Origin of the sequence: Klebsiella sp. 54 (assembly GCF_018223875.1) — a bacterium.
GTDB lineage: Bacteria > Pseudomonadota > Gammaproteobacteria > Enterobacterales > Enterobacteriaceae > Klebsiella > Klebsiella quasipneumoniae.
Genome location: NZ_JAGRRA010000011.1, coordinates 44,330 through 64,729, shown reverse-complemented (window position 1 = coordinate 64,729; position 20,400 = coordinate 44,330). Strand labels below are relative to the sequence as shown.

The 20,400-nt window shown below is 57.4% G+C and carries 19 protein-coding genes and 1 other annotated feature; of the genes, 8 read left to right on the top strand and 11 right to left on the bottom strand.

Annotated elements, in window-relative coordinates; all coding sequences use genetic code 11:
- The first annotated feature begins 290 nt into the window (after positions 1–290).
- Positions 291–1,037 carry a GntR family transcriptional regulator gene (locus tag KHQ24_RS20890; RefSeq protein WP_049116813.1) on the top strand — a complete coding sequence of 249 codons (747 nt, stop codon included), beginning with the start codon at positions 291–293 and terminating at the stop codon, positions 1,035–1,037.
- Here the strand turns inward: KHQ24_RS20890 and KHQ24_RS20885 are convergent.
- The 3 genes from KHQ24_RS20885 to ibpA all read right to left on the bottom strand — a co-directional run bounded on the left by KHQ24_RS20885 (position 1,005) and on the right by ibpA (position 3,770).
- A complete protein-coding gene (locus tag KHQ24_RS20885) occupies positions 1,005–2,666 on the bottom strand; it encodes a putative transporter (RefSeq protein WP_004202271.1) in 1,662 nt (553 codons plus the stop codon). The two genes, KHQ24_RS20890 and KHQ24_RS20885, sit on opposite strands and share 33 nt — an antisense overlap.
- Positions 2,667–2,811: 145 nt before the next feature.
- Complete coding sequence (gene ibpB, locus KHQ24_RS20880) at positions 2,812–3,240, bottom strand: small heat shock chaperone IbpB (RefSeq protein WP_004145074.1); 429 nt, start codon at positions 3,238–3,240, stop codon at positions 2,812–2,814.
- A 116-nt stretch (positions 3,241–3,356) separates the two neighbouring features.
- Positions 3,357–3,770 carry a small heat shock chaperone IbpA gene (gene ibpA, locus KHQ24_RS20875; protein WP_004151523.1) on the bottom strand — a complete coding sequence of 138 codons (414 nt, stop codon included), beginning with the start codon at positions 3,768–3,770 and terminating at the stop codon, positions 3,357–3,359.
- Positions 3,764–3,839, bottom strand: a sequence feature (ROSE (Repression Of Heat Shock gene Expression) occurs in the 5'-region of heat shock genes and acts as an RNA thermometer to modulate expression.). Its footprint overlaps the gene before it by 7 nt.
- Before the next feature lie 244 nt (positions 3,840–4,083).
- On the opposite strand from ibpA, the gene KHQ24_RS20870 reads away from it, so the two are divergent.
- A complete protein-coding gene (locus KHQ24_RS20870) occupies positions 4,084–4,416 on the top strand; it encodes a YceK/YidQ family lipoprotein (protein ID WP_004202272.1) in 333 nt (110 codons plus the stop codon).
- 1 nt (position 4,417) lies between these two features.
- On the opposite strand, the gene KHQ24_RS20865 is transcribed toward KHQ24_RS20870, so the two are convergent.
- The 8 genes from KHQ24_RS20865 to dnaA all read right to left on the bottom strand — a co-directional run bounded on the left by KHQ24_RS20865 (position 4,418) and on the right by dnaA (position 15,275).
- The gene (locus KHQ24_RS20865; protein ID WP_156234700.1) at positions 4,418–5,644 is read right to left on the bottom strand and encodes a DUF3748 domain-containing protein; all 1,227 of its coding nucleotides are present in this window, start codon (positions 5,642–5,644) and stop codon (positions 4,418–4,420) included.
- Positions 5,645–5,721: 77 nt separating this feature from the next.
- On the bottom strand, positions 5,722–6,861 hold the full coding sequence (locus tag KHQ24_RS20860; protein ID WP_043522866.1) for a BamA/TamA family outer membrane protein: 1,140 nt from the start codon (positions 6,859–6,861) through the stop codon (positions 5,722–5,724).
- On the bottom strand, positions 6,858–7,940 hold the full coding sequence (locus tag KHQ24_RS20855; protein WP_075205507.1) for a hypothetical protein: 1,083 nt from the start codon (positions 7,938–7,940) through the stop codon (positions 6,858–6,860). Before KHQ24_RS20855 ends, KHQ24_RS20860 begins: the two co-directional genes overlap by 4 nt.
- A gap of 150 nt (positions 7,941–8,090) precedes the next feature.
- Positions 8,091–8,903 carry a sugar-phosphatase gene (gene yidA, locus KHQ24_RS20850; RefSeq protein ID WP_004202280.1) on the bottom strand — a complete coding sequence of 271 codons (813 nt, stop codon included), beginning with the start codon at positions 8,901–8,903 and terminating at the stop codon, positions 8,091–8,093.
- Positions 8,904–9,101: 198 nt separating this feature from the next.
- Complete coding sequence (gene gyrB / locus KHQ24_RS20845; protein ID WP_004202281.1) at positions 9,102–11,516, bottom strand: DNA topoisomerase (ATP-hydrolyzing) subunit B; 2,415 nt, start codon at positions 11,514–11,516, stop codon at positions 9,102–9,104.
- A 28-nt stretch (positions 11,517–11,544) separates the two neighbouring features.
- Complete coding sequence (gene recF / locus KHQ24_RS20840) at positions 11,545–12,618, bottom strand: DNA replication/repair protein RecF (RefSeq protein WP_032454434.1); 1,074 nt, start codon at positions 12,616–12,618, stop codon at positions 11,545–11,547.
- Positions 12,619–12,766: 148 nt separating this feature from the next.
- The gene (dnaN, locus tag KHQ24_RS20835) at positions 12,767–13,867 is read right to left on the bottom strand and encodes a DNA polymerase III subunit beta (RefSeq protein WP_004145090.1); all 1,101 of its coding nucleotides are present in this window, start codon (positions 13,865–13,867) and stop codon (positions 12,767–12,769) included.
- Positions 13,868–13,871: 4 nt separating this feature from the next.
- On the bottom strand, positions 13,872–15,275 hold the full coding sequence (gene dnaA / locus KHQ24_RS20830) for a chromosomal replication initiator protein DnaA (protein WP_017899658.1): 1,404 nt from the start codon (positions 15,273–15,275) through the stop codon (positions 13,872–13,874).
- Between the two features lie 621 nt (positions 15,276–15,896).
- On the opposite strand from dnaA, the gene rpmH reads away from it, so the two are divergent.
- The 6 genes from rpmH to KHQ24_RS20800 all read left to right on the top strand — a co-directional run bounded on the left by rpmH (position 15,897) and on the right by KHQ24_RS20800 (position 20,307).
- Positions 15,897–16,037: a 50S ribosomal protein L34 gene (rpmH, locus tag KHQ24_RS20825; RefSeq protein ID WP_000831330.1), complete on the top strand. Its 141-nt coding sequence runs from the start codon at positions 15,897–15,899 to the stop codon at positions 16,035–16,037.
- Between the two features lie 15 nt (positions 16,038–16,052).
- The gene (gene rnpA, locus KHQ24_RS20820) at positions 16,053–16,412 is read left to right on the top strand and encodes a ribonuclease P protein component (protein ID WP_004151535.1); all 360 of its coding nucleotides are present in this window, start codon (positions 16,053–16,055) and stop codon (positions 16,410–16,412) included.
- Positions 16,376–16,633 carry a membrane protein insertion efficiency factor YidD gene (yidD, locus tag KHQ24_RS20815; protein WP_004151536.1) on the top strand — a complete coding sequence of 86 codons (258 nt, stop codon included), beginning with the start codon at positions 16,376–16,378 and terminating at the stop codon, positions 16,631–16,633. The genes rnpA and yidD overlap by 37 nt, the downstream gene beginning before the upstream one ends.
- Before the next feature lie 2 nt (positions 16,634–16,635).
- Complete coding sequence (gene yidC / locus KHQ24_RS20810) at positions 16,636–18,282, top strand: membrane protein insertase YidC (RefSeq protein WP_017899657.1); 1,647 nt, start codon at positions 16,636–16,638, stop codon at positions 18,280–18,282.
- Positions 18,283–18,404: 122 nt separating this feature from the next.
- Positions 18,405–19,769, top strand: coding sequence for a tRNA uridine-5-carboxymethylaminomethyl(34) synthesis GTPase MnmE (gene mnmE / locus KHQ24_RS20805; protein ID WP_004202288.1), 1,365 nt, complete (start codon positions 18,405–18,407; stop codon positions 19,767–19,769).
- A 118-nt stretch (positions 19,770–19,887) separates the two neighbouring features.
- Entirely contained in the window at positions 19,888–20,307 is a 420-nt protein-coding gene (locus KHQ24_RS20800; RefSeq protein ID WP_062913771.1) for a GNAT family N-acetyltransferase, read from the top strand.
- The last annotated feature ends 93 nt before the right edge of the window (positions 20,308–20,400 follow it).

Below are 20,400 nucleotides of genomic sequence, written 5' to 3'. Positions count from 1 at the left end.
CCTCATATAACAACTCGTAGGGTGAATGGCCTTCTTTTTCTTAGTTACCGGCCTCACTCGAGAATAGGAATTTGCCCGTCCGACAACATGCCGCGCCGTTGCGATTCGTGATCGCTTTCATGGTTTTAATTTGGCCAAAGTTGTCTACTTCTATAACAAAAGTTAGACATCGATAAGCTAAAGGATGTAATCGATCTAATGAATGGATAATAATTGTCTGTCTTAAAACCTATTTTTTGCTAACAGGTGAAGAAAATAACCTCGCCCTTTCCTGTACAAGAGGACTACTGGTGATCTACAAATCCATTGCTGACCGCCTGCGGCTACGGCTGAATTCTGCCGACTTCGCCATCGGCAGCCCGCTGCCGGGAGAGAAAAAACTGGCCGAGGAGTTCGGGGTGGCGCGCATGACCATCCGCAAAGCCATCGACCTGCTGGTGGACTGGGGGCTGGTGGTCCGTCGTCACGGCTCGGGGACCTACGTGGCGCGCAAAGACGTCCATCATGAAACCAGCAATCTCACCGGCCTGGCGGAAGTGCTGCGCAAGCAGGGTAAAGAGGTGGTGAGCCAGGTGCTGGCCTTCGAAGTGATGCCTGCCCCGCCGGCCATCGCCAGCCTGCTGCGGATTAAAATTGATGAACGGATCTACTTCTCACGGCGGGTGCGCTTCGTCGACGGCAAGCCACTGATGCTGGAGGATAGCTATATGCCGGTGAAGCTGTTCCGCAACCTGTCGCTGAGCCATCTGGAAGGGTCGAAATTTGATTATATTGAGAAGGAGTGCGGGATCATCATCAGCGGGAACTATGAGACCCTGACGCCGGTGCTGGCGGACAAGCAGCTGGCGCGCTCAATGAACGTCCCGGAGCAGACGCCGCTGCTGCGTATTACCTCCCTTTCCTACAGCGACAGCGGCGAATTTCTTAACTATTCGGTCATGTTCCGCAACGCCAGCGAGTATCAGGTGGACTATCACCTGCGCCGCGTCCAGGCCCAAAGCCCGCTAGCTCAGCCCCCAGAACAGCACGGCGAGTAGCTGCGGGGTGATAATCCGCAGAAACATCACCAGCGGATAGACGGTAGCGTAAGAGAGCGCCGCCGCGCCGCTGGTGGCGTGCAGATTGTTGGCGAAGGCCAGCGCCGGCGGGTCGGTCATCGAGCCGGCCAGCATGCCGCACAGCGTCAGATAGTTCATGTTCGCCAGCATGCGCGCGAGAATGCCTACCGTCAGCAGCGGGATGGCGGTGATGAAAATGCCGTAAGCGATCCAGCTCAGGCCATCGCCCTGGGTCAGGGTCGCCACAAAGTCGCCCCCCGATTTTAGCCCGACCACCGCCAGAAACAGCACGATCCCCAGCTCGCGCAGCGCCAGGTTGGCGCTCGGCGGCATAAACCAGTACAGCTTGCCGATGCTACCGATACGCCCGAGGATCAGCGCCATAATCAGCGGCCCTCCGGCCAGCCCCAGCTTCAGGGCGGCGGGGAAGCCGGGAATAAACAACGGGATAGAACCCAGCAGTACCCCGAGGCCGATGCCGATAAATACCGGCAGCATCTGAACCTGCTGCAGCTTCTGCTGGGCGTTACCCAGCTCGGCGGCCACGGCGTCAATCGCCTCCGGACGGCCGACCAGGTTGAGGATATCGCCAAACTGCAGGCTGGCGCTGCTGCTGGCCACCAGTTCGACGCCTGCGCGATTAAGCCGGGAGATCACCACGTCATAGCGCTGTTTGACGTGCAGATCGCGTATTTTCTTCCCCAGCACTTTCTCGTTAGTCACCACCACCCGCTCCACCTTCAGGTCGGTGCCGCGCGTTGACAGCGAGGTGGCCACCTCCTGGCCGATCACCAGTTGCGCATTGTGCAGATCCTCCGGCCGCCCCACCAGGTGCAGCAGATCGCCGGCCTGGATAAGGGTTCCCGGCGCAGGCACCATCAGCAGCTCACCGCGCTTCAGCCGCGAACAGACGATATTGTCGCTGTTGAGCATCGGCACATCCTGAATCGCCATCTGGTGGAGGTTGGGGTTCTCCACCCGCACGTTGATGGTGTGCAAATGGGCATGGCCGTTGCCGCTGCTCTCCTCAAACTGCTGGGCCTCTTTCTCGACATTGATGCGAAAGAACAGGCGTACCAGCCACATGGTCAGCAGAATGCCGCAGATGCCGAACGGATACGCCATCGCGTAGCTCATCCCCATCTGATCGACCACCTCGAACGGCACCCCGAGATCGCGCAGGATTTGCTGCCCGGCCCCCAGCGCCGGCGTGTTGGTCACCGCGCCGGAGAAGATGCCAAGCACCACCGGGAGAGGAATATTGAACAGCTTATGCAGCACCGCGGTGACCAGGCCGCCGAGAATCACGATCAGGATAGCGAACAAATTGAGCCGCAGGCCTGAGACCCGCAGCGAGGCGAAAAAGCCCGGTCCCACCTGGATACCGATGGTGTAGACAAACAGGATCAAGCCGAATTCCTGAATAAAATGCAGCATCGGGCTGCTGAGGGCGACGCCCGCCTGATCGACAAAGTGACCGACGATAATGCCGCCAAATAACACGCCGCCAATACCAAAGCCAACGCCGCGGATTTTGACATTGCCGATCCACAACCCAACCACCGCCACCAGCGCCAGTACGCTGACCGTCAATGCTATCTCACTCATGGTACCGTCCCTGTGAATAACATTATTATTAACAGGGATTATGACCGCGGCCAGGCGGGTTGTATGCTGCCTGGCGCACAATACCAGCAAACAGACAGGCACAAAAAAGCCCCGAAAATCGGGGCCTTATAAGTTATTCGCTTAATTAACTATTTAACGCTGGTCGTTCGCTGATGGCGATACGCTGCGGGGCGATCTGCTCAGGCTCATTGCGGGTCAGATCGATATGCAGCAGACCGTTGGTGAAGGTCGCGCCAGAGACCTCCATGTTGTCAGCGAGGGTGAAGCTCAGGCTGAAGGCCTGGCTCACCAACCCCTGGTGTAGCCAGGTGGTCTCTTTTTCCGGCTGCTGCGGCGTGCCTTTTACCACCAGACGGGTGCCTTCCAGTTGAATATCCAGATCTTCCTGACGGAAACCGGCCAGCGCAAGGGTGATGCGGTAGTGGTTATCGTCGCTTTTTTCGATGTTATAGGGCGGGAAGCTCTGGCTTTCACCGGCGGTTTGCAGGGCGCTGGCCAGTTTGTCAAAACCGATCCATTGACGCAGCAGGGGGGATAAATCGTAGTTACGCATACTGTTTTCTCCTTCTAAGAAGCGAGTGAATGTCTGCGAATTGCGTGAATTCGCATCTGCTCCCTGACGGCGAGCAGGTTGTTACATCAGGCCGCCTTGCGGCCTGAGAGAGACAATTAGTTGATTTCGATACGGCGCGGCTTGTTCGCTTCCGGGATCACCCGTTCCAGATCGATATAAAGCAGACCGTTTACCAGGTTGGCGCCGCGGACATGAATGTTTTCCGCTAGCTGGAATTTGCGCTCGAAGTTGCGCTCGGCGATCCCCTGATACAGGTAGGTCCGCTCTTTCTGCTCGGCAGCGTGGGCGCCTTTGACGATCAGCAGATTGTCCTGGGCGGTGATCTCCAGTTCGCTTTCAGCAAAGCCGGCCACCGCGATGGCGATGCGATAGTGGTTTTCGTCTACCAGCTCGACGTTATACGGAGGGTAGCCGCCATTGCTCTGGCTTTGATTGTTTTCCAGCAGGTTAAACAGGCGGTCGAAACCAATGGCTGAACGATAAAGCGGGGAGAGATCGAAGTTACGCATAATAAATAGCTCCTGAAAATCAGCGAGAATCAAATGACCTTCCATCGTGGACAGGCCGCGGTAATCCGGAATACCCCTCAGGCGTATTCTCAGCGGGTTACACCTATAAAATGGGTTTCTCCCCGTCCTTTTCAAGGGATTCGGGGCGTTTTTTTTTGCAGTTTGCCGATGATTGCTTAGACTGGGGGGAGGAGCACAAAAAGCAAAGTGCGATGCCCGCCACAGTGCGGCGCAATAACGCTATGCATTCACGGGATGGCCCGATATAACCCAACAAGGTTATCTCAACGCCCGAAACGACGATGGAAGAACAATGAAAAGCAGACGACTGTTAAAGCTGGTCCTGTTCAGCGGGATAATAAGCCTGAGCGGTTGCTCCAGCGTAATGTCACATACCGGTGGCAAAGAGGGAACCTATCCGGGCACGCGATCCAGTGCGCAAACGCTGGGGGACAGCAATACCAACTGGGGTGTGAAATCGCTGGTGGCGCTGGACATGCCGTTCACCGCCGTCATGGATACCCTGCTGCTGCCGTGGGATATGTTCCGCACCGACAGCTCAATCAAATCTCGGGTCGAAAAGAGCGAGAAGGCCACGCTGGCGACCAACTCGGTGATCCCGCCAGCGCCGATGCCTGCCCAGTAAGTTATCGCCCGGTCTGCGTAACCCACAGCTGACGATAACCGTCCACCTCCTCCATCCAGGCAATCTGTTTACCGTCTGGCGAAAAGACGATCGCGTCCGCCGAGGGCGCATGAGCATGCGCCTCGGTTAAAAAGGTGATATCGCCTGTGCCGGCATGACAGCAGGCAATCCGCCCCTCCAGTACAAAGCCCAGCCACTCTCCCGACGGATGCCAGTTAAACGCCGACTGGATACCCGACGCGTGATGCGTCAACTGCCGCGGCTCGCCCCCCCGCGGGGAAATAAGCCATAGCTGCACTACGCCGGCGTCGTCGCGCATCAGAAAGGCTATCGCCGTCGCCTGCGGATTGGCGCGCACCCAGTGGCGCGGAACGTTCACCAGCCCCGGGTAGCGGCGATGGTGGGTGAAGGTCAAACGACGCTGACTGACGCCCGCCGGCGGCGCCGGCATCGTGCTTGCGGTGCCCGCCAGCGGCGCCCCGCCGGGCTGCTTCCAGCCGGCTTCATCCTGCGGCAGCTCGACAATAAACAGCTCCGGGACTTTGTCGCCGTTTTCCGCCAGCGTATCGCCAATAAACGCCAGCGCATGGTTCCCGACCCAGCCCTCTTCATAGGCGCGATTAATCTCATCGCTGCCCGGCGCGGGAGTCGGCGTCGTGCGGCTCACCAGCACGCACCAGTGGCTGCCGCCGTATTCGCGCGGATGGTGGCCCGTCGGCGTCACCGGCCCATACGGCGCCGCCACGCCGACGTTGCGCAGATCCAACGCCGGGTCGCGCTCATGCAACACATGATCGTTGTAGGTAAAACTGACCAGTTGGCCGTTGGGGCTATAGACATGGACGTGGCTGCCGCCGCGCAGCGCCCCGGGGGTGTAAGGGGCAGTGATGTCCATGGCGTCCAGATTCTCGACGGTATCCTGAAAGGCCACCACCCCGCGACGGTGATGAAAATCATACTGCCATTGCGCATCCGGCCGCTCGGGGCCGTGAATGAACACGTAGCGCTCCTGGGTTGGATGCACGGTCACCACGCCGACGTGCGCGCCTTGCGTGGCACGATAAATGGTCTCCACCGCGCCGCTGTTTACGTTCACTCGCTCAATGGTCTCGCCGGTGAACGACGCACCGGACGGGCGGACGTCGAACACCAGCCACTGGCTGTCGGGGGTCCAGGTGCGGGTGTTGGTGAGCTGGTGGTTGCGAGGAGCAAAGGTAACTTGTTTCATGGTGTGCTGACCGGGCCGATATGAGAGTAGCCTTAGCATACCGCAATCCGCACCGGGTTGAATGCCCGGCGACGAGCTTAAAACGCTTCGCCGACCTGGAAGTAAAAGCCGCTGCTGCCTTTGCCGATACCGTAGTCGAGGCGAACGTTAACACGAGGTTTGAATTCAAAGCGGTAGCCAACGCCCGCCGAAGGCAGCCAGCGGCCATTATTCAGCGACGACAGTGAAGGCCCCATGGTTCCCGCCCCGGCCCAGGCGACAATCCCGTGCCGCCAGGTGAGCTGCCGGCGATATTCCAGCTGACCGCTGACGACGTTTTTATCCCGGTAGCGCCCCTGGTAGTAGCCGCGCATCCGTTCATCGCTGCCCAGCAGCGGCATCATGCTCCACGGTACCTCGCCCTGGGTGAAAGCGCCATCGGCCTCCCAGGCGAGGACGCTCTTCTCGCTGAGGGCATGATAATGGCTGTAGTGCAGCTGAAATTCTTCAAAGCGGGTATCGCTGCCTAAGCCGGGCGCATAGTGGGTGTAACGGAAGTTGGCATATTGACCCCGGCGCGGATTGGGGACGAAGTCGCGATCGTCCCAGTTGAGCGCGACGCTGGCACCCGAGCTGAATACCGACGGTCCCTGCGGGGTATTTTCAATTTTCGGCAGATCGTTATGGTCCATCTTATCGGCATTCTGCGCCGCCAGCGACCATCCAGCGCCGAGATAAACATTGTCGATAAGCTGTCGGTAGACCGTCGGGCGCAGGGTCAGCACCTGGGCGGTATATTTCTCTTTTTCGTTGTCTTTATCGCCGGCATGAAAGCCTTGTCCCCAGAAGTACGTCGGGGTGTTGGCCATTGAACCATCAACAAAAATTCGCCATCGGTCGTGGTCAAAAAAAGCGTAGTTTTTCACGCTAAGGCCAAAGGCGCCGGTGGAGCTGGCGTAGCCGCTGAGCGTCAGCGTGGAATTCTGGCTGGTGGTATCCTGCGGATCGGGACGGTAGAGACCGACGACGGCAGTGCCGATGCCCAGCCCCAGCTCCGGCGTATAAAACGGACCGGGCATCATGCCCCAGTCAATGCCTTTGCTGGCGTCGAACTTATCGCTGGCGCCGAGATGCTGCAGCCAGCCGTCGATTTGCTCGCGGCTGGTGACCTTGGCCTGGACCGGCGCGCATAGCGCGCATGTCAGAAGCAACAGAACAGGGTTAAGCGGTCGGCTCAAAAGCGATACTCACCGGAGATAAAGAAGCTGTTACGTTCGGCAAAACCAAACTCCGTGGTGATGTTAAAATTCTGCGTCAGCTCATACTGTGCGCCCACCAGCACGTTCCACGGCGACTGCAGATGCTGCTTCACATCGAAGCGACCGTTATTGTCCTGGTTGGCCAGGTTGACCATATTCTGCAGCAGCGGCGACGGCATCGAGAGATCGTTAAGGCTGCCCTTAAACTCCTGCTGCACGTCCTGATACATGCTGCCGACCCACAGGTTCAGCTTACCGGCGGGGAGATGTAGCGCATCGACCGAAGGCGTAATGAAACGATAGCCTACGCGCGGCGAAAAGGTAAACGCATCAATGCTGCCGTCGAGGATATCAAAGCGGGTCTGGGTGTAGTTAGCGTCCAGCACCGTAAACCAGTTGCCGACGCCGCCCACCAGCGTGGTGCCCATCCCATAGGTGGTACCTTTAAAATCGAGGCGAAAGTCGAGGTCCTGCATTCCGGGCATGGGCACCACTTTGCCGTTCGGTCCCTTCAGGGCGACGGCAATCTGCGAAATGGAGTGTCCCTCGGTGTGTCCGACGAGACCATAAACATTCATAAACGGCAGCAGCCAGGCATCCAGCTTGAGCGTCTCGGTTTTGCTGCTTTCCCGCGTATGACCGACGCCAATCTGGAAGGCGTTGTCCAGCGAGACCGGCCCATTAGCGAAAATGTTCTTCACGGCGTGTTTGCAAACAGGATCCTTACCGCAATCGATATTGCGGCCGTCCAGCGACAGGCCGGTGAAGCTAATGCTGTCGACATTAATATTCTGCCGCATATCCATATAGTTAATGCTGACGCCAAACGGCAGCGGCAGGACGTAGCCACGTTTTCTGGCCTCATCGCCTAGAAATGGCAATATCGGCGCCGATTCCGCTGTCTCAGTCTCGGTGTCGACCGGCGCCGGCAGATCCGCAGGCTCGGCGCCGTGATAGGCGTACGCCGGCTCAAGCGGCGTCGTTGGTTCCGCGGCCGCGCAAATCTGAACAGAGGCGAATGGCAGCGTAACCAACATCAAATAATGGCGTTTATTCATGAAAAATCTGATGTTAGTTCTGAATTGCAAAAAAAGAGGGCGGGTAGCTTATAGAATCCCCTGTGCGGAATAAGGGATTTAAATGCGGATTAACATCTGTTCATGAAAAAAGAGAAGGCAGGCCCGAAGAACGCCGGGCCTGAAGGAAGCTTACGCTAAAACGTATTTTTCAATAGCGAAGGCGACGCCATCATCGAGGTTCGATTTGGTAATGAAGTTCGCCGCCTCTTTGACCGCCGGAATGGCGTTATCCATCGCCACGCCGACGCCGGCAAATTCAATCATCGCGATATCATTTTCCTGATCGCCAATCGCCATAATCTCTTCTGGTTTGATACCCAGCGCATCGGCCAGCGACTTCACGCCGGTGCCTTTATTGACGCGTTTATCCAGTATTTCGAGGAAGTAAGGCGCGCTTTTCAGCACGGTGTACTTCTCTTTCACTTCCGCCGGGATACGGGCGATGGCCTGGTCGAGGATCGCCGGCTCATCGATCATCATGACTTTCAGCAACTGGATTTCAGGGTCCATCTTTTCCGCTTCGCAGAACACCAGCGGGATGGTTGCCACATAGGATTCATGCACGGTGTAGTAACTGATATCGCGGTTTGCGGTATACAGCGTATTGCGATCGAGCGCGTGGAAGTGGGAGCCGACTTCGCGGGAGAGCTGTTCGAGGAAGCGATAGTCGTCATAGCTCAGCGCGGTTTGCGCAACGGTGCTGCCGTCCCCGGCTTTTTGCACCAGCGCGCCATTGTAGGTAATGCAGTAATCACCCGGCTGCTCCATATGCAGCTCTTTCAGATAGCTGTGAACGCCGGCGTAAGGGCGGCCGGTGGTCAGCACCACGTTGACGCCGCGCTCACGCGCCGCGGCAATGGCGGCTTTCACCGCAGGAGAGATGGTATGGTCTGGCAGCAGCAGCGTGCCGTCCATATCGATTGCAATCAGTTTAATAGCCATAGGATCCCCGGGTAAGATGAGTCTTCCCTCATGCTAACGCGATTCCGCTCAAAAAACAGTAAAAGTGTCGGCCAGAAAGGGGGATGGAACCGCAGCAGAAGATTCCTCTTTTACTGGCAAAGAAAAGCCCGGTCGCGCCATGCGACCGGGCTCAGACATTCCGTTACCCCGGGCAAACTCGCTCCGGGGGAACACGGCTTAGATATCGATATTCGCCGCTTTCAGGGCATTTTCTTCGATAAAGGCGCGACGTGGTTCAACCGCATCACCCATCAGGGTGGTGAACAGCTGATCGGCAGCAATGGCATCCTTGACGGTGACGCGCAGCATGCGGCGGCTGTCCGGATCCATGGTGGTCTCCCACAGCTGATCCGGGTTCATCTCGCCCAGACCTTTATAGCGCTGGATAGAGAGGCCGCGACGGGACTCTTTCACCAGCCAGTCCAGAGCCTGCTCGAAGCTGGCCACCGGCTGACGACGTTCGCCGCGCTCGATGTAAGCATCTTCTTCCATCAGGCCGCGCAGTTTCTCGCCCAGGGTACAGATACGGCGATATTCCGGCCCCATAATGAACTCATTATCCAGCGGATAGTCGGTGTCCACGCCGTGGGTACGAACGCGGATAACCGGTTCAAAATGCTGCAGCTCTTTGTTCTCGTGGAGATCAAATTTCCACTGGCTGCCGTGCTGCTCTTTCTCATTCAGCTCGGATACCAGCGTGTTCACCCAGCGGGTCACCTTCTGTTCGTCAGCCAGATCGGCCTCGGTCAGGGTCGGCTGATAGATAAGCTCTTTCAGCAGCGCTTTCGGGAAGCGGCGCTCCATGCGGCCAATCATTTTCTGGGTGGCGTTAAACTCGGCAACCAGTTTTTCCAGCGGTTCGCCCGCCAGCGCCGGCGCATTGGCGTTAGTATGCAGGGTCGCACCGTCAAGAGCGATAGCGATCTGATACTGATCCATCGCTTCGTCGTCTTTAATGTACTGTTCCTGTTTGCCTTTCTTCACTTTGTACAGCGGCGGCTGGGCAATATAGACGTGGCCGCGCTCGACGATCTCCGGCATCTGACGATAGAAGAAGGTCAACAGCAGGGTACGAATGTGCGAGCCGTCGACGTCCGCATCGGTCATGATGATGATGCTGTGATAGCGCAGTTTGTCCGGGTTGTACTCATCGCGGCCGATGCCGCAGCCCAGAGCGGTGATCAGCGTGGCCACTTCCTGAGAAGAGAGCATTTTATCGAAGCGGGCTTTCTCGACGTTAAGGATTTTACCCTTCAGCGGCAGGATCGCCTGATTCTTACGGTTACGGCCCTGCTTCGCAGAGCCGCCCGCGGAGTCCCCTTCCACGAGGTACAGTTCGGAGAGCGCCGGGTCGCGTTCCTGGCAGTCCGCCAGTTTGCCCGGCAGGCCAGCCAGATCCAGCGCGCCTTTACGGCGGGTCATCTCACGGGCACGACGCGCGGCTTCGCGCGCGCGCGCGGCGTCAATAATTTTGCCGACCACGATTTTCGCATCGGACGGGTTTTCCAGCAGGTATTCGCTCAGCAGTTCGTTCATCTGCTGCTCAACCGCCGATTTCACCTCGGAGGAGACCAGCTTGTCTTTGGTCTGCGAGGAGAATTTCGGATCCGGCACTTTCACCGATACCACGGCAATCAGGCCTTCACGGGCGTCGTCGCCGGTGGCGCTGACTTTCGCTTTTTTACTGTAGCCCTCTTTGTCCATGTAGGCGTTGAGGGTACGGGTCATCGCCGCACGAAAGCCGGCAAGGTGAGTACCACCGTCACGCTGCGGAATGTTATTGGTAAAGCAGTAAATGTTTTCCTGGAAGCCATCGTTCCACTGCAGGGCCACTTCCACACCGATACCGTCTTTTTCCGTAGAGAAATAGAAGATATTCGGATGGATCGGCGTTTTGTTCTTGTTGAGATACTCAACGAACGCCTTGATGCCGCCTTCGTAGTGGAAATGATCTTCTTTGCCGTCACGCTTATCGCGCAGGCGGATAGAGACCCCGGAGTTCAGGAACGACAGTTCGCGCAGGCGTTTCGCCAGGATATCGTATTCAAACTCGGTGACGTTGGTGAAGGTTTCCAGGCTCGGCCAGAAACGCACCATGGTGCCGGTTTTATCGGTCTCGCCGGTCACGGCCAGCGGCGCCTGCGGCACACCGTGCTCATACATTTGTTTGTGCACTTTGTTATCGCGCTGGATAACCAGCTCCAGCTTCTGCGACAGGGCGTTAACCACCGAGACGCCCACGCCGTGCAGGCCGCCGGAGACTTTATAGGAGTTATCGTCAAATTTACCGCCAGCGTGCAGGACGGTCATGATAACTTCCGCTGCGGAGACGCCCTCTTCCGGGTGAATGCCGGTCGGGATGCCGCGGCCGTCATCCTGGACGGAGACGGAGTTATCGCTGTGGATGGTCACCACGATATCTTTGCAGTAACCCGCGAGCGCTTCGTCGATAGCGTTATCCACAACCTCGAATACCATGTGGTGCAGACCGGTGCCGTCATCCGTGTCGCCGATATACATACCCGGGCGCTTACGCACCGCATCCAGCCCTTTCAGGACTTTGATACTGGAGGAGTCATAAGAATTCGACATCAACGTTTCTCGCTCATTTAATCTTGGGTTAATCCGTTATTTTACCTTTTTCCACGCGGAACATCTTCGAATTTTTGTCCGACATGTCCATAACGTGCTCAGCGCTGATCGCGCTGACGAAAACCTGCGACTGCGTCGCTTTCAGGCGACTGGATAACAGACCGCGGCGGGCATCATCGAGTTCCGAGGCAAAATCATCTATCAGGTACAGGCAGCGCCGCCCGCTGACGCGGGTGAGGAACTCGCCCTGCGCCAGACGCAGGGCGCACATCAGCAGCTTAAGCTGCCCGCGCGACAAGGTATCTTCCACCGGCGCCCCGTCGGCACGAATACGGAAATCCGCTTTATGCGGGCCGTGGGCGGTATAGGTTAACATTCTGTCGCGCTCGAAATTCCGCTCCAGCACTTCAGCGTAGTCGGTCTCTTTTTCCCAGCCGCGCTGGAAGGAGAAAGAGAGCGAGAATTCCGGTAAAAATTGCTGACAGGTATCCGCCATGTCTTCGACGATAGCGGCGCTGTATTCGGCACGCCAGCGGCTGATCTGCTCCGCCAGCGGGATTAATTCCAGATCCCATGGCCGCAGCTGGGCATAGCGGCTGACCTGACGCAGCGCGGCGTTGCGCTGCTTGACCAGGCGCTTCAGGTTGCTCCAGGCGGTGAAGAATCCGGCTTCGTTATGAAAGCATCCCCAGTCAAGGAATGCTCTTCTGTATTTGGGGCCGCCGTTGAGTAAAGTAAACCCCTCCGGCGTAATAAGCTGCATCGGCATCAGGTGCGCCAGCTCCGCCACTTTGTGGCCGTCGGTGCCGTCGATACGCACCTTGCTGTCGCCCTGTTTGTCTTTGGTCAGGCCGATGGCGGTTTCCCGCTCTTCGCCCTGCAGACGGCCATGAAGAACAAAGGCCTCCTGCTCGTGGCGGATCACCCGGCCAATTTGCAAACTGCGAAACGCCCGGCCGTGGCCAAGCGTGTAGATGGCTTCCAGCACGCTGGTTTTGCCGCTGCCGTTGGCGCCAACCAGGAAGTTAAAGCCGGGAGATAAAGCGAGATCCGCATGTTCAATATTGCGGAAGTCTTTGATCAGGAGTCGGGATAGCGACATATCAGCTCGTCATCATTCAAGGGGCGTGGGTGTCGCAGCCAGTTCGTCTACCGCCAGCGCGCAGAAAGCGGAGCGTACACGAAGTACGTGAGCATTTCGAGCACTGCCGGAAGGCGAAATGGCAAGTAAACCAGCCCCTTTGCAGATTCTACAATCGCATTGGCATGACAACGTAGGCGGCGGATTGCGAAGCCGCATCCTCAATCTGCACGCTCGACACCGAATCCGTCAGCAGAATCCGTACATTCTCGCACTTCAGCGCGTTCAGCACATCCAGCACGTAGCTAACGTTGAAGCCAATCTCCATCTCCGTTCCGGCGTAGGTCACGTCCAGAATCTCTTCCGCTTCTTCCTGCTCCGGGTTATTGGCGGTGATTTTCAGCTGATTTTCGCTCACGTACAGCCGCACGCCGCGGAATTTCTCATTGGAGAGAATCGCCGCGCGGGCAAAAGCCTGCTTCAGAATATCGCAGCCCGCTTCGAGGTGTTTATCCGGATTTTTCGGCAATACGCGGCGATAATCAGGGAAACGGCCATCAACCAGCTTCGAAGTGAAGATAAAATCGCCGACGTGGGCGCGGATGTTATTGCTGCCAATCTGCACGCGCAGCGGCGTATCACCGCCGTCGAGCATCCGCATCAGCTCAATCACCCCTTTACGCGGCACGATCACCGAATGGTTCGGCAGCGACGCTTCCAGCGGCATCGAACAGACCGCCAGACGGTGGCCGTCGGTAGCAACGGTGCGCAGTTCGCTGCCTTCGGTTTCGAACAGCATACCGTTTAAGTAGTAACGAACATCCTGGTGCGCCATCGAGAACTGGGTCGCTTCGATCAGACGCTTCATGGTCGCCTGCGGCAGGGTAAATTCCACCTCGCTCTGCCAGTCGTCAAGATTCGGGAAATCGGCAGCGGGCAGGGTCGACAGCGAGAAGCGGCTGCGGCCGGAACGCACCAGCATGCGATCGCCTTCCAGCTGCACCGCGATCTCCGCGCCTTCCGGCAGGCCGCGGCAGATATCAAAGAATTTACGCGCCGGAACGGTGGTGGCGCCCGCTTCGTGCGGCTGAACCAGCGCCACGCGCGCCACCATCTCCATTTCAAGATCGGTACCGGTCAGCGACAGCGCGCCGTCCGCGACCTGAAGCAGCAGGTTACCGAGAATGGGCAGCGTCGGACGACCACCTAACGGACCGCTCACCTGTTGCAGCGGTTTTAATAAATGTTCACGTTCTACGGTAAATTTCATAGCGTCACGAGGATAATGTTCTGATTAAATTGGAAAAATCTTCTTTAATGTCGTGGCTTTCTTCACGCAGCTGCTCAATCTTGCGGCAGGCGTGCAGCACGGTGGTATGGTCGCGGCCGCCAAACGCATCGCCGATTTCCGGCAGGCTGTGGTTGGTCAGCTCTTTGGCCAGCGCCATCGCCATCTGGCGAGGACGCGCCACCGAACGGGAGCGGCGTTTGGACAGCAGATCCGCTACCTTAATCTTGTAGTACTCCGCCACCGTCTTTTGAATATTGTCGATGGTGACCAGTTTTTCCTGCAGCGCCAGCAAATCGCGCAGCGCTTCGCGCACGAAATCGATGGTGATCGCCCGGCCGGTGAAGTTGGCGTTGGCGATAACGCGGTTCAGCGCCCCCTCCAGCTCACGCACGTTTGAGCGCAGACGCTTGGCAATAAAGAACGCTACTTCACCCGGCAGGCGGATGTCGTTCTCATCGGCTTTTTTCATCAGGATCGCGACGCGGGTTTCCAGCTCCGGCGGCTCGATCGCCACCGTCAGCCCCCAGCCGAAGCGGGATTTCAGACGATCTTCAACGCCGTTGATCTCTTTGGGATAACGATCCGAGGTCAAAATGATCTGCTGATTACCTTCCAGCAGAGCATTGAAGGTATGGAAAAACTCTTCCTGGGATCGCTCTTTATTGGCGAAGAACTGAATGTCATCGATCAGCAGAGCGTCAACGGATCGGTAGTAGCGCTTAAATTCTTCGATGGCGTTGTTCTGCAGCGCTTTAACCATGTCCTGAACGAAACGCTCCGAGTGCATATAGACCACTTTGGCGTTCGGTTTACGGGCCACGATACCGTTCCCCACCGCGTGCAGCAGGTGGGTTTTGCCTAGACCCGTCCCGCCATAAAGGAACAGGGGGTTGTAGGCGCCGCCCGGGTTATCCGCCACCTGACGCGCCGCCGCGCGGGCCAGCTGGTTAGATTTACCTTCGACGAAGTTATCAAACGTGTGTTTCACGTTAACGTTAGAACGGTAGGTCGGCTCCGCTGGCGCCGGGACATTATCCCAGCCAGGGCGCACGATCGTCGGCGCCACGCGCGCGGTCTGCACCTGCGCCGCCGGGATAGTCGCTGCGGCCGGGCTTACCGCCCCTTTCTGCAGCGAGCTGGCGGGCTTAGCGCCCACCTCAAAACGCAGCTGCGGGGCGTCCGCACCGCAAAAATCATTGAGGAGTCCATTGATATTATTGAGGTATTTGTCCCTTACCCAGTCGAGCACAAAACGGTTTGGCGCATACAGTGCCAGCGTGTTATCGCTCAGTTCCGCCTGCAATGGGCGGATCCACATGCTGAATTCTGTGGCTGGTAACTCATCCTGCAATCGGGCAAGACACTGCTGCCAAAGCGAAAGTGACACGGCGGACTCCACTCGAACATAAAATCGATATCAAAGAAAAACTGAAACAATCGTGATTGTTGGCACACGTCGACAAGACCCTGCATTAGCCGAAAAGCCCCTGCACAAAAGGGGTGACGTGCGAACCGCTATCTGCGGTTATTTCCCGCTGCGGATCCGGGGATCGCGATCGGGACCGGGGATCATAGCCTAAACTGAGAAAGAGATCTTGTGTTTCTCAACAGATTCTTCCCGATTTATCCACAGGAAGGATCGAAACCGGGTAAGTGTAATCGATCCTGGAAGGAGTGAAGCACGATTTCCGCCGCATATTGGAAAAATTAATGAGCTATGCCGCTTTTGGGCGCAAACGATCTAACAAAGATCCTTCAGGATCCTTGCGCTTTACTGGCCAGGCCGTATAATCCCCCACCCGGCGCGTAATGCCCGTTTTCGTCACACGTCTCAGCTTATTTTTTGTGCGACGAGGTGCGAGAAATAAGGAAAGAGAATTGACTCCGGAGTGTACAATTATTACAATCCGGCCTCTTTAATCACCCACGCTGAGGCGTAAGTCGTTCGAAGTTCGTTCGGGTCTACGCAAAAGTCAGTGAATTTATTCAAGTTTAGGTAGAAATCGCCATGAAACGCACTTTTCAACCGTCTGTACTGAAGCGCAACCGTTCTCACGGCTTCCGTGCTCGTATGGCTACTAAAAATGGTCGTCAGGTTCTGGCACGTCGTCGTGCTAAAGGCCGCGCTCGTCTGACCGTTTCCAAGTAATAAAGCTAACCCTGCGTGGTTAAGCTCGCATTTCCCAGGGAGTTACGCTTGTTAACTCCCAGTCATTTCACTTTCGTCTTCCAGCAGCCACAACGGGCTGGCACGCCGCAAATCACCATCCTCGGCCGCCTGAATTCGCTGGGGCATCCCCGCATCGGTCTCACCGTCGCCAAGAAAAACGTGAAACGCGCACATGAACGCAATCGGATTAAACGTCTGACGCGTGAAAGTTTTCGTTTGCGTCAACATGAACTCCCACCTATGGATTTCGTGGTGGTGGCGAAAAGAGGGGTTGCCGACCTCGATAACCGTGCTCTCTCGGAAGCGTTGGAAAAATTATGGCGCCGCCATTGTCGCCTGGCTCGCGGGTCCTGATCGGCCTGATTCGAGTTTATCAGCGCCTGATTAGTCCGCTACTCGGGCCGCATTGTCGTTTCACCCCAACCTGTTCTCAATACGGAATTGAGGCCTTACGCAGGTTTGGAGTGATAAAAGGCAGTTGGTTGACAATGAAACGCGTATTAAAATGCCACCCTTTACACCCTGGTGGTGACGATCCCGTCCCGCCTGGACCATTTGATACCAGAGAACACTAACGATGGATTCGCAACGCAATCTTCTTATCATCGCTTTGTTGTTCGTGTCTTTCATGATCTGGCAAGCCTGGGAGCAGGACAAAAATCCGCAACCCCAGCAGCAGACCACGCAGACTACGACCACAGCAGCGGGTAGCGCCGCCGACCAGGGCGTACCGGCCAGTGGCCAGGGGAAACTGATTACGGTTAAAACCGACGTGCTTGAGCTGACTATCAACACCAACGGTGGCGATATTGAGCAGGCGCTGCTTCTGGCGTATCCAAAAACGCTGAAATCGACCGAACCGTTCCAGTTACTGGAAACCACCCCGCAGTTTGTCTACCAGGCGCAGAGCGGCTTAACCGGCCGTGACGGTCCGGATAACCCGGCAAACGGCCCGCGTCCGCTGTACAGCGTCGATAAAGAGGCGTTTGTGCTGGCCGATGGCCAGGATGAGCTCGTCATCCCGCTGACCTACACCGACAAAGCCGGCAACGTCTTCACCAAAACCTTCACCCTGAAACGCGGTGGCTATGCGGTGAACGTCGGTTATAGCGTGCAGAATGCCAGCGAGAAACCGCTGGAAGTCTCGACCTTCGGTCAGCTGAAGCAGACCGCTGCGCTGCCGTCCAGTCGCGATACGCAGACCGGCGGCCTGTCCACGATGCATACTTTCCGTGGCGCAGCGTTCTCCACCGCGGATTCGAAATACGAAAAATACAAATTCGATACCATTCTGGATAACGAAAACCTGAACGTTAGCACCAAAAACGGTTGGGTTGCCATGCTGCAGCAGTACTTCACCACCGCGTGGGTGCCGCAGAATAACGGGACGAATAACTTCTATACCGCCAACCTCGGCAACGGCATTGTTGCTATCGGCTATAAATCCCAGCCGGTACTGGTACAGCCTGGCCAAACCGACAAACTGCAGAGCACGCTGTGGGTCGGCCCGGCGATTCAGGACAAAATGGCTGCCGTCGCGCCGCACCTGGATCTGACCGTCGACTACGGCTGGCTGTGGTTCATCTCCCAACCGCTGTTCAAGCTGCTGAAGTTCATCCACAGCTTCCTCGGCAACTGGGGCTTCTCGATCATCGTCATCACCTTTATCGTTCGTGGCATCATGTACCCGCTGACCAAAGCGCAGTACACCTCCATGGCGAAGATGCGTATGCTGCAGCCGAAGATTCAGGCCATGCGCGAGCGTCTGGGCGACGATAAACAACGTCAAAGCCAGGAGATGATGGCGCTGTATAAAGCGGAGAAAGTGAACCCGCTGGGCGGCTGCTTCCCGCTGATTATTCAGATGCCGATCTTCCTTGCGCTGTACTACATGCTGAGCGCCTCGGTTGAACTGCGTCATGCGCCGTTTATCCTGTGGATCCACGACCTGTCTGCTCAGGACCCGTACTACATCCTGCCGATCATCATGGGCGCGACGATGTTCTTCATCCAGAAGATGTCGCCGACCACCGTGACTGACCCGATGCAGCAGAAGATCATGACCTTTATGCCGGTCATCTTCACGGTGTTCTTCCTGTGGTTCCCGTCTGGCCTGGTGGTGTACTACATCGTCAGCAACCTGGTGACCATTATTCAGCAGCAGCTGATTTACCGTGGTCTGGAGAAGCGTGGCCTGCATAGCCGCGAGAAGAAGAAATCCTGATACTCTTCATTCTTCAAGGCAACGCATCTGCGACTTGAATGATTTAGAGTAGTTACGGTAACGTTAATGCCAGAGAAGGCGGTCAATGGACCGCCTTTTTTACATCTACATAGAGAGTCACCATGAGCCATAACGACACTATCGTCGCCCAGGCAACCCCACCGGGACGCGGGGGGGTGGGCATCCTGCGCATCTCCGGCCTCAAAGCGCGCGACGTCGCGCAGGCGGTACTCGGCAAGCTGCCGAAACCGCGCTATGCCGACTACCTGCCGTTCAACGACGTTGACGGTACGCCGCTGGATCAGGGGATTGCGCTTTGGTTCCCCGGGCCGAACTCCTTTACCGGGGAAGATGTGCTTGAGCTGCAGGGCCACGGCGGCCCGGTCATTCTCGACCTGCTGCTTAAACGTATTCTGACCCTGCCGGGCCTGCGCATCGCCAGGCCCGGCGAATTCTCTGAGCGCGCGTTCCTTAACGACAAGCTCGACCTGGCGCAGGCAGAGGCCATCGCCGACCTTATCGACGCCAGCTCAGAACAGGCGGCGCGCTCGGCGCTGAACTCACTGCAGGGGGCCTTCTCCGCGCGGGTTAACCACCTTGTGGAAGCACTCACTCACCTGCGCATCTATGTGGAAGCGGCGATTGATTTTCCGGATGAAGAAATTGATTTCCTCTCCGACGGCAAAATTGAAGCCCAGCTGAACGAGGTGATGGCCGACCTCGACGCCGTCCGCGCCGAAGCCCGTCAGGGCAGTCTGCTGCGCGAAGGGATGAAGGTGGTGATCGCCGGGCGGCCAAATGCCGGTAAATCGAGCCTGCTAAACGCCCTGGCGGGCCGCGAAGCAGCGATCGTCACCGACATCGCCGGCACCACCCGCGACGTGCTGCGCGAGCATATCCATATCGACGGCATGCCGCTGCATATCATTGATACCGCAGGCCTGCGCGACGCCAATGACGAAGTGGAACGTATCGGCATCGAGCGCGCCTGGCAGGAGATTGCCCAGGCCGATCGGGTGCTGTTTATGGTCGATGGCACCACCACCAGCGCCGTTGATCCGGCGGAGATCTGGCCAGATTTTATCGAGCGCCTGCCCGCTAAACTGCCGATTACCGTGGTGCGTAATAAAGCCGATGTCACCGGCGAAGCGCTGGGTATCAGCGAAGTAAATGGCCACTCACTGATCCGCCTGTCGGCACGCACTGGCGAAGGCGTCGAGGTGCTGCGTAACCACCTCAAGCAGAGCATGGGCTTCGATACCAATATGGAAGGCGGCTTCCTCGCCCGCCGTCGCCATCTGCAGGCGCTGGAAGAGGCGGCGGACCATCTGCAGCAGGGCAAAGCCCAGCTGCTGGGCGCCTGGGCCGGCGAGCTGCTGGCGGAAGAGCTGCGTCTCGCGCAGCAGGCGCTGAGCGAGATCACCGGGGAGTTCACCTCCGATGACCTGCTGGGCCGCATCTTCTCCAGCTTCTGTATCGGCAAATAACGTTTAGTCCGTAAATGTTCACTCACCCGCATTAACGCCGCGTTAATGCGGGTTTTTTCTTGCCCTTTGCGGCGCAACGTTCTCTACTTTTATCTCCCCTTAACCACGAGACTAAAGCATGACCGTTGAATATACCGTGATCGAGAAGGTGCCCTCCGCCGAAGCGTTTTGCCACCTGCGAGAGGTAGCGGGTATGTCGCCGCGCCCCCTGGAAGGCGCCAGAGCCGGGCTGCCGCGCAGCTGTTATGGCGTACATATCCTCTGGCAGGAGACGCCTATCGCCATGGGGCGCATCGTCGGCGACGGCGCAATTAATTTCGACATTGTCGACGTCGCCGTCGATCCGGCTCACCAGGGAAAGGGCCTTGGCCGGCTGGTGATGGAGAAGCTGGTTGCCTGGCTGGACGCTAACGCCTTTGACGGCGCCTACGTTACGCTGGTGGCGGATGTTCCGGAGCTGTACGCGAAGTTTGGCTTCGAAAGCGTTCGGCCGGAAAGCGAAGGGATGGCCCGCGTGTGGCAATGCCGGGGCCGCTAGTTCGCGTTTCCTGCCAGGAAAATAGCGTTGTCCAAATGGCAACTCGTCTTGCGGGACGTTCCTCACTATGCTGAACACCATTCACATCGCGAG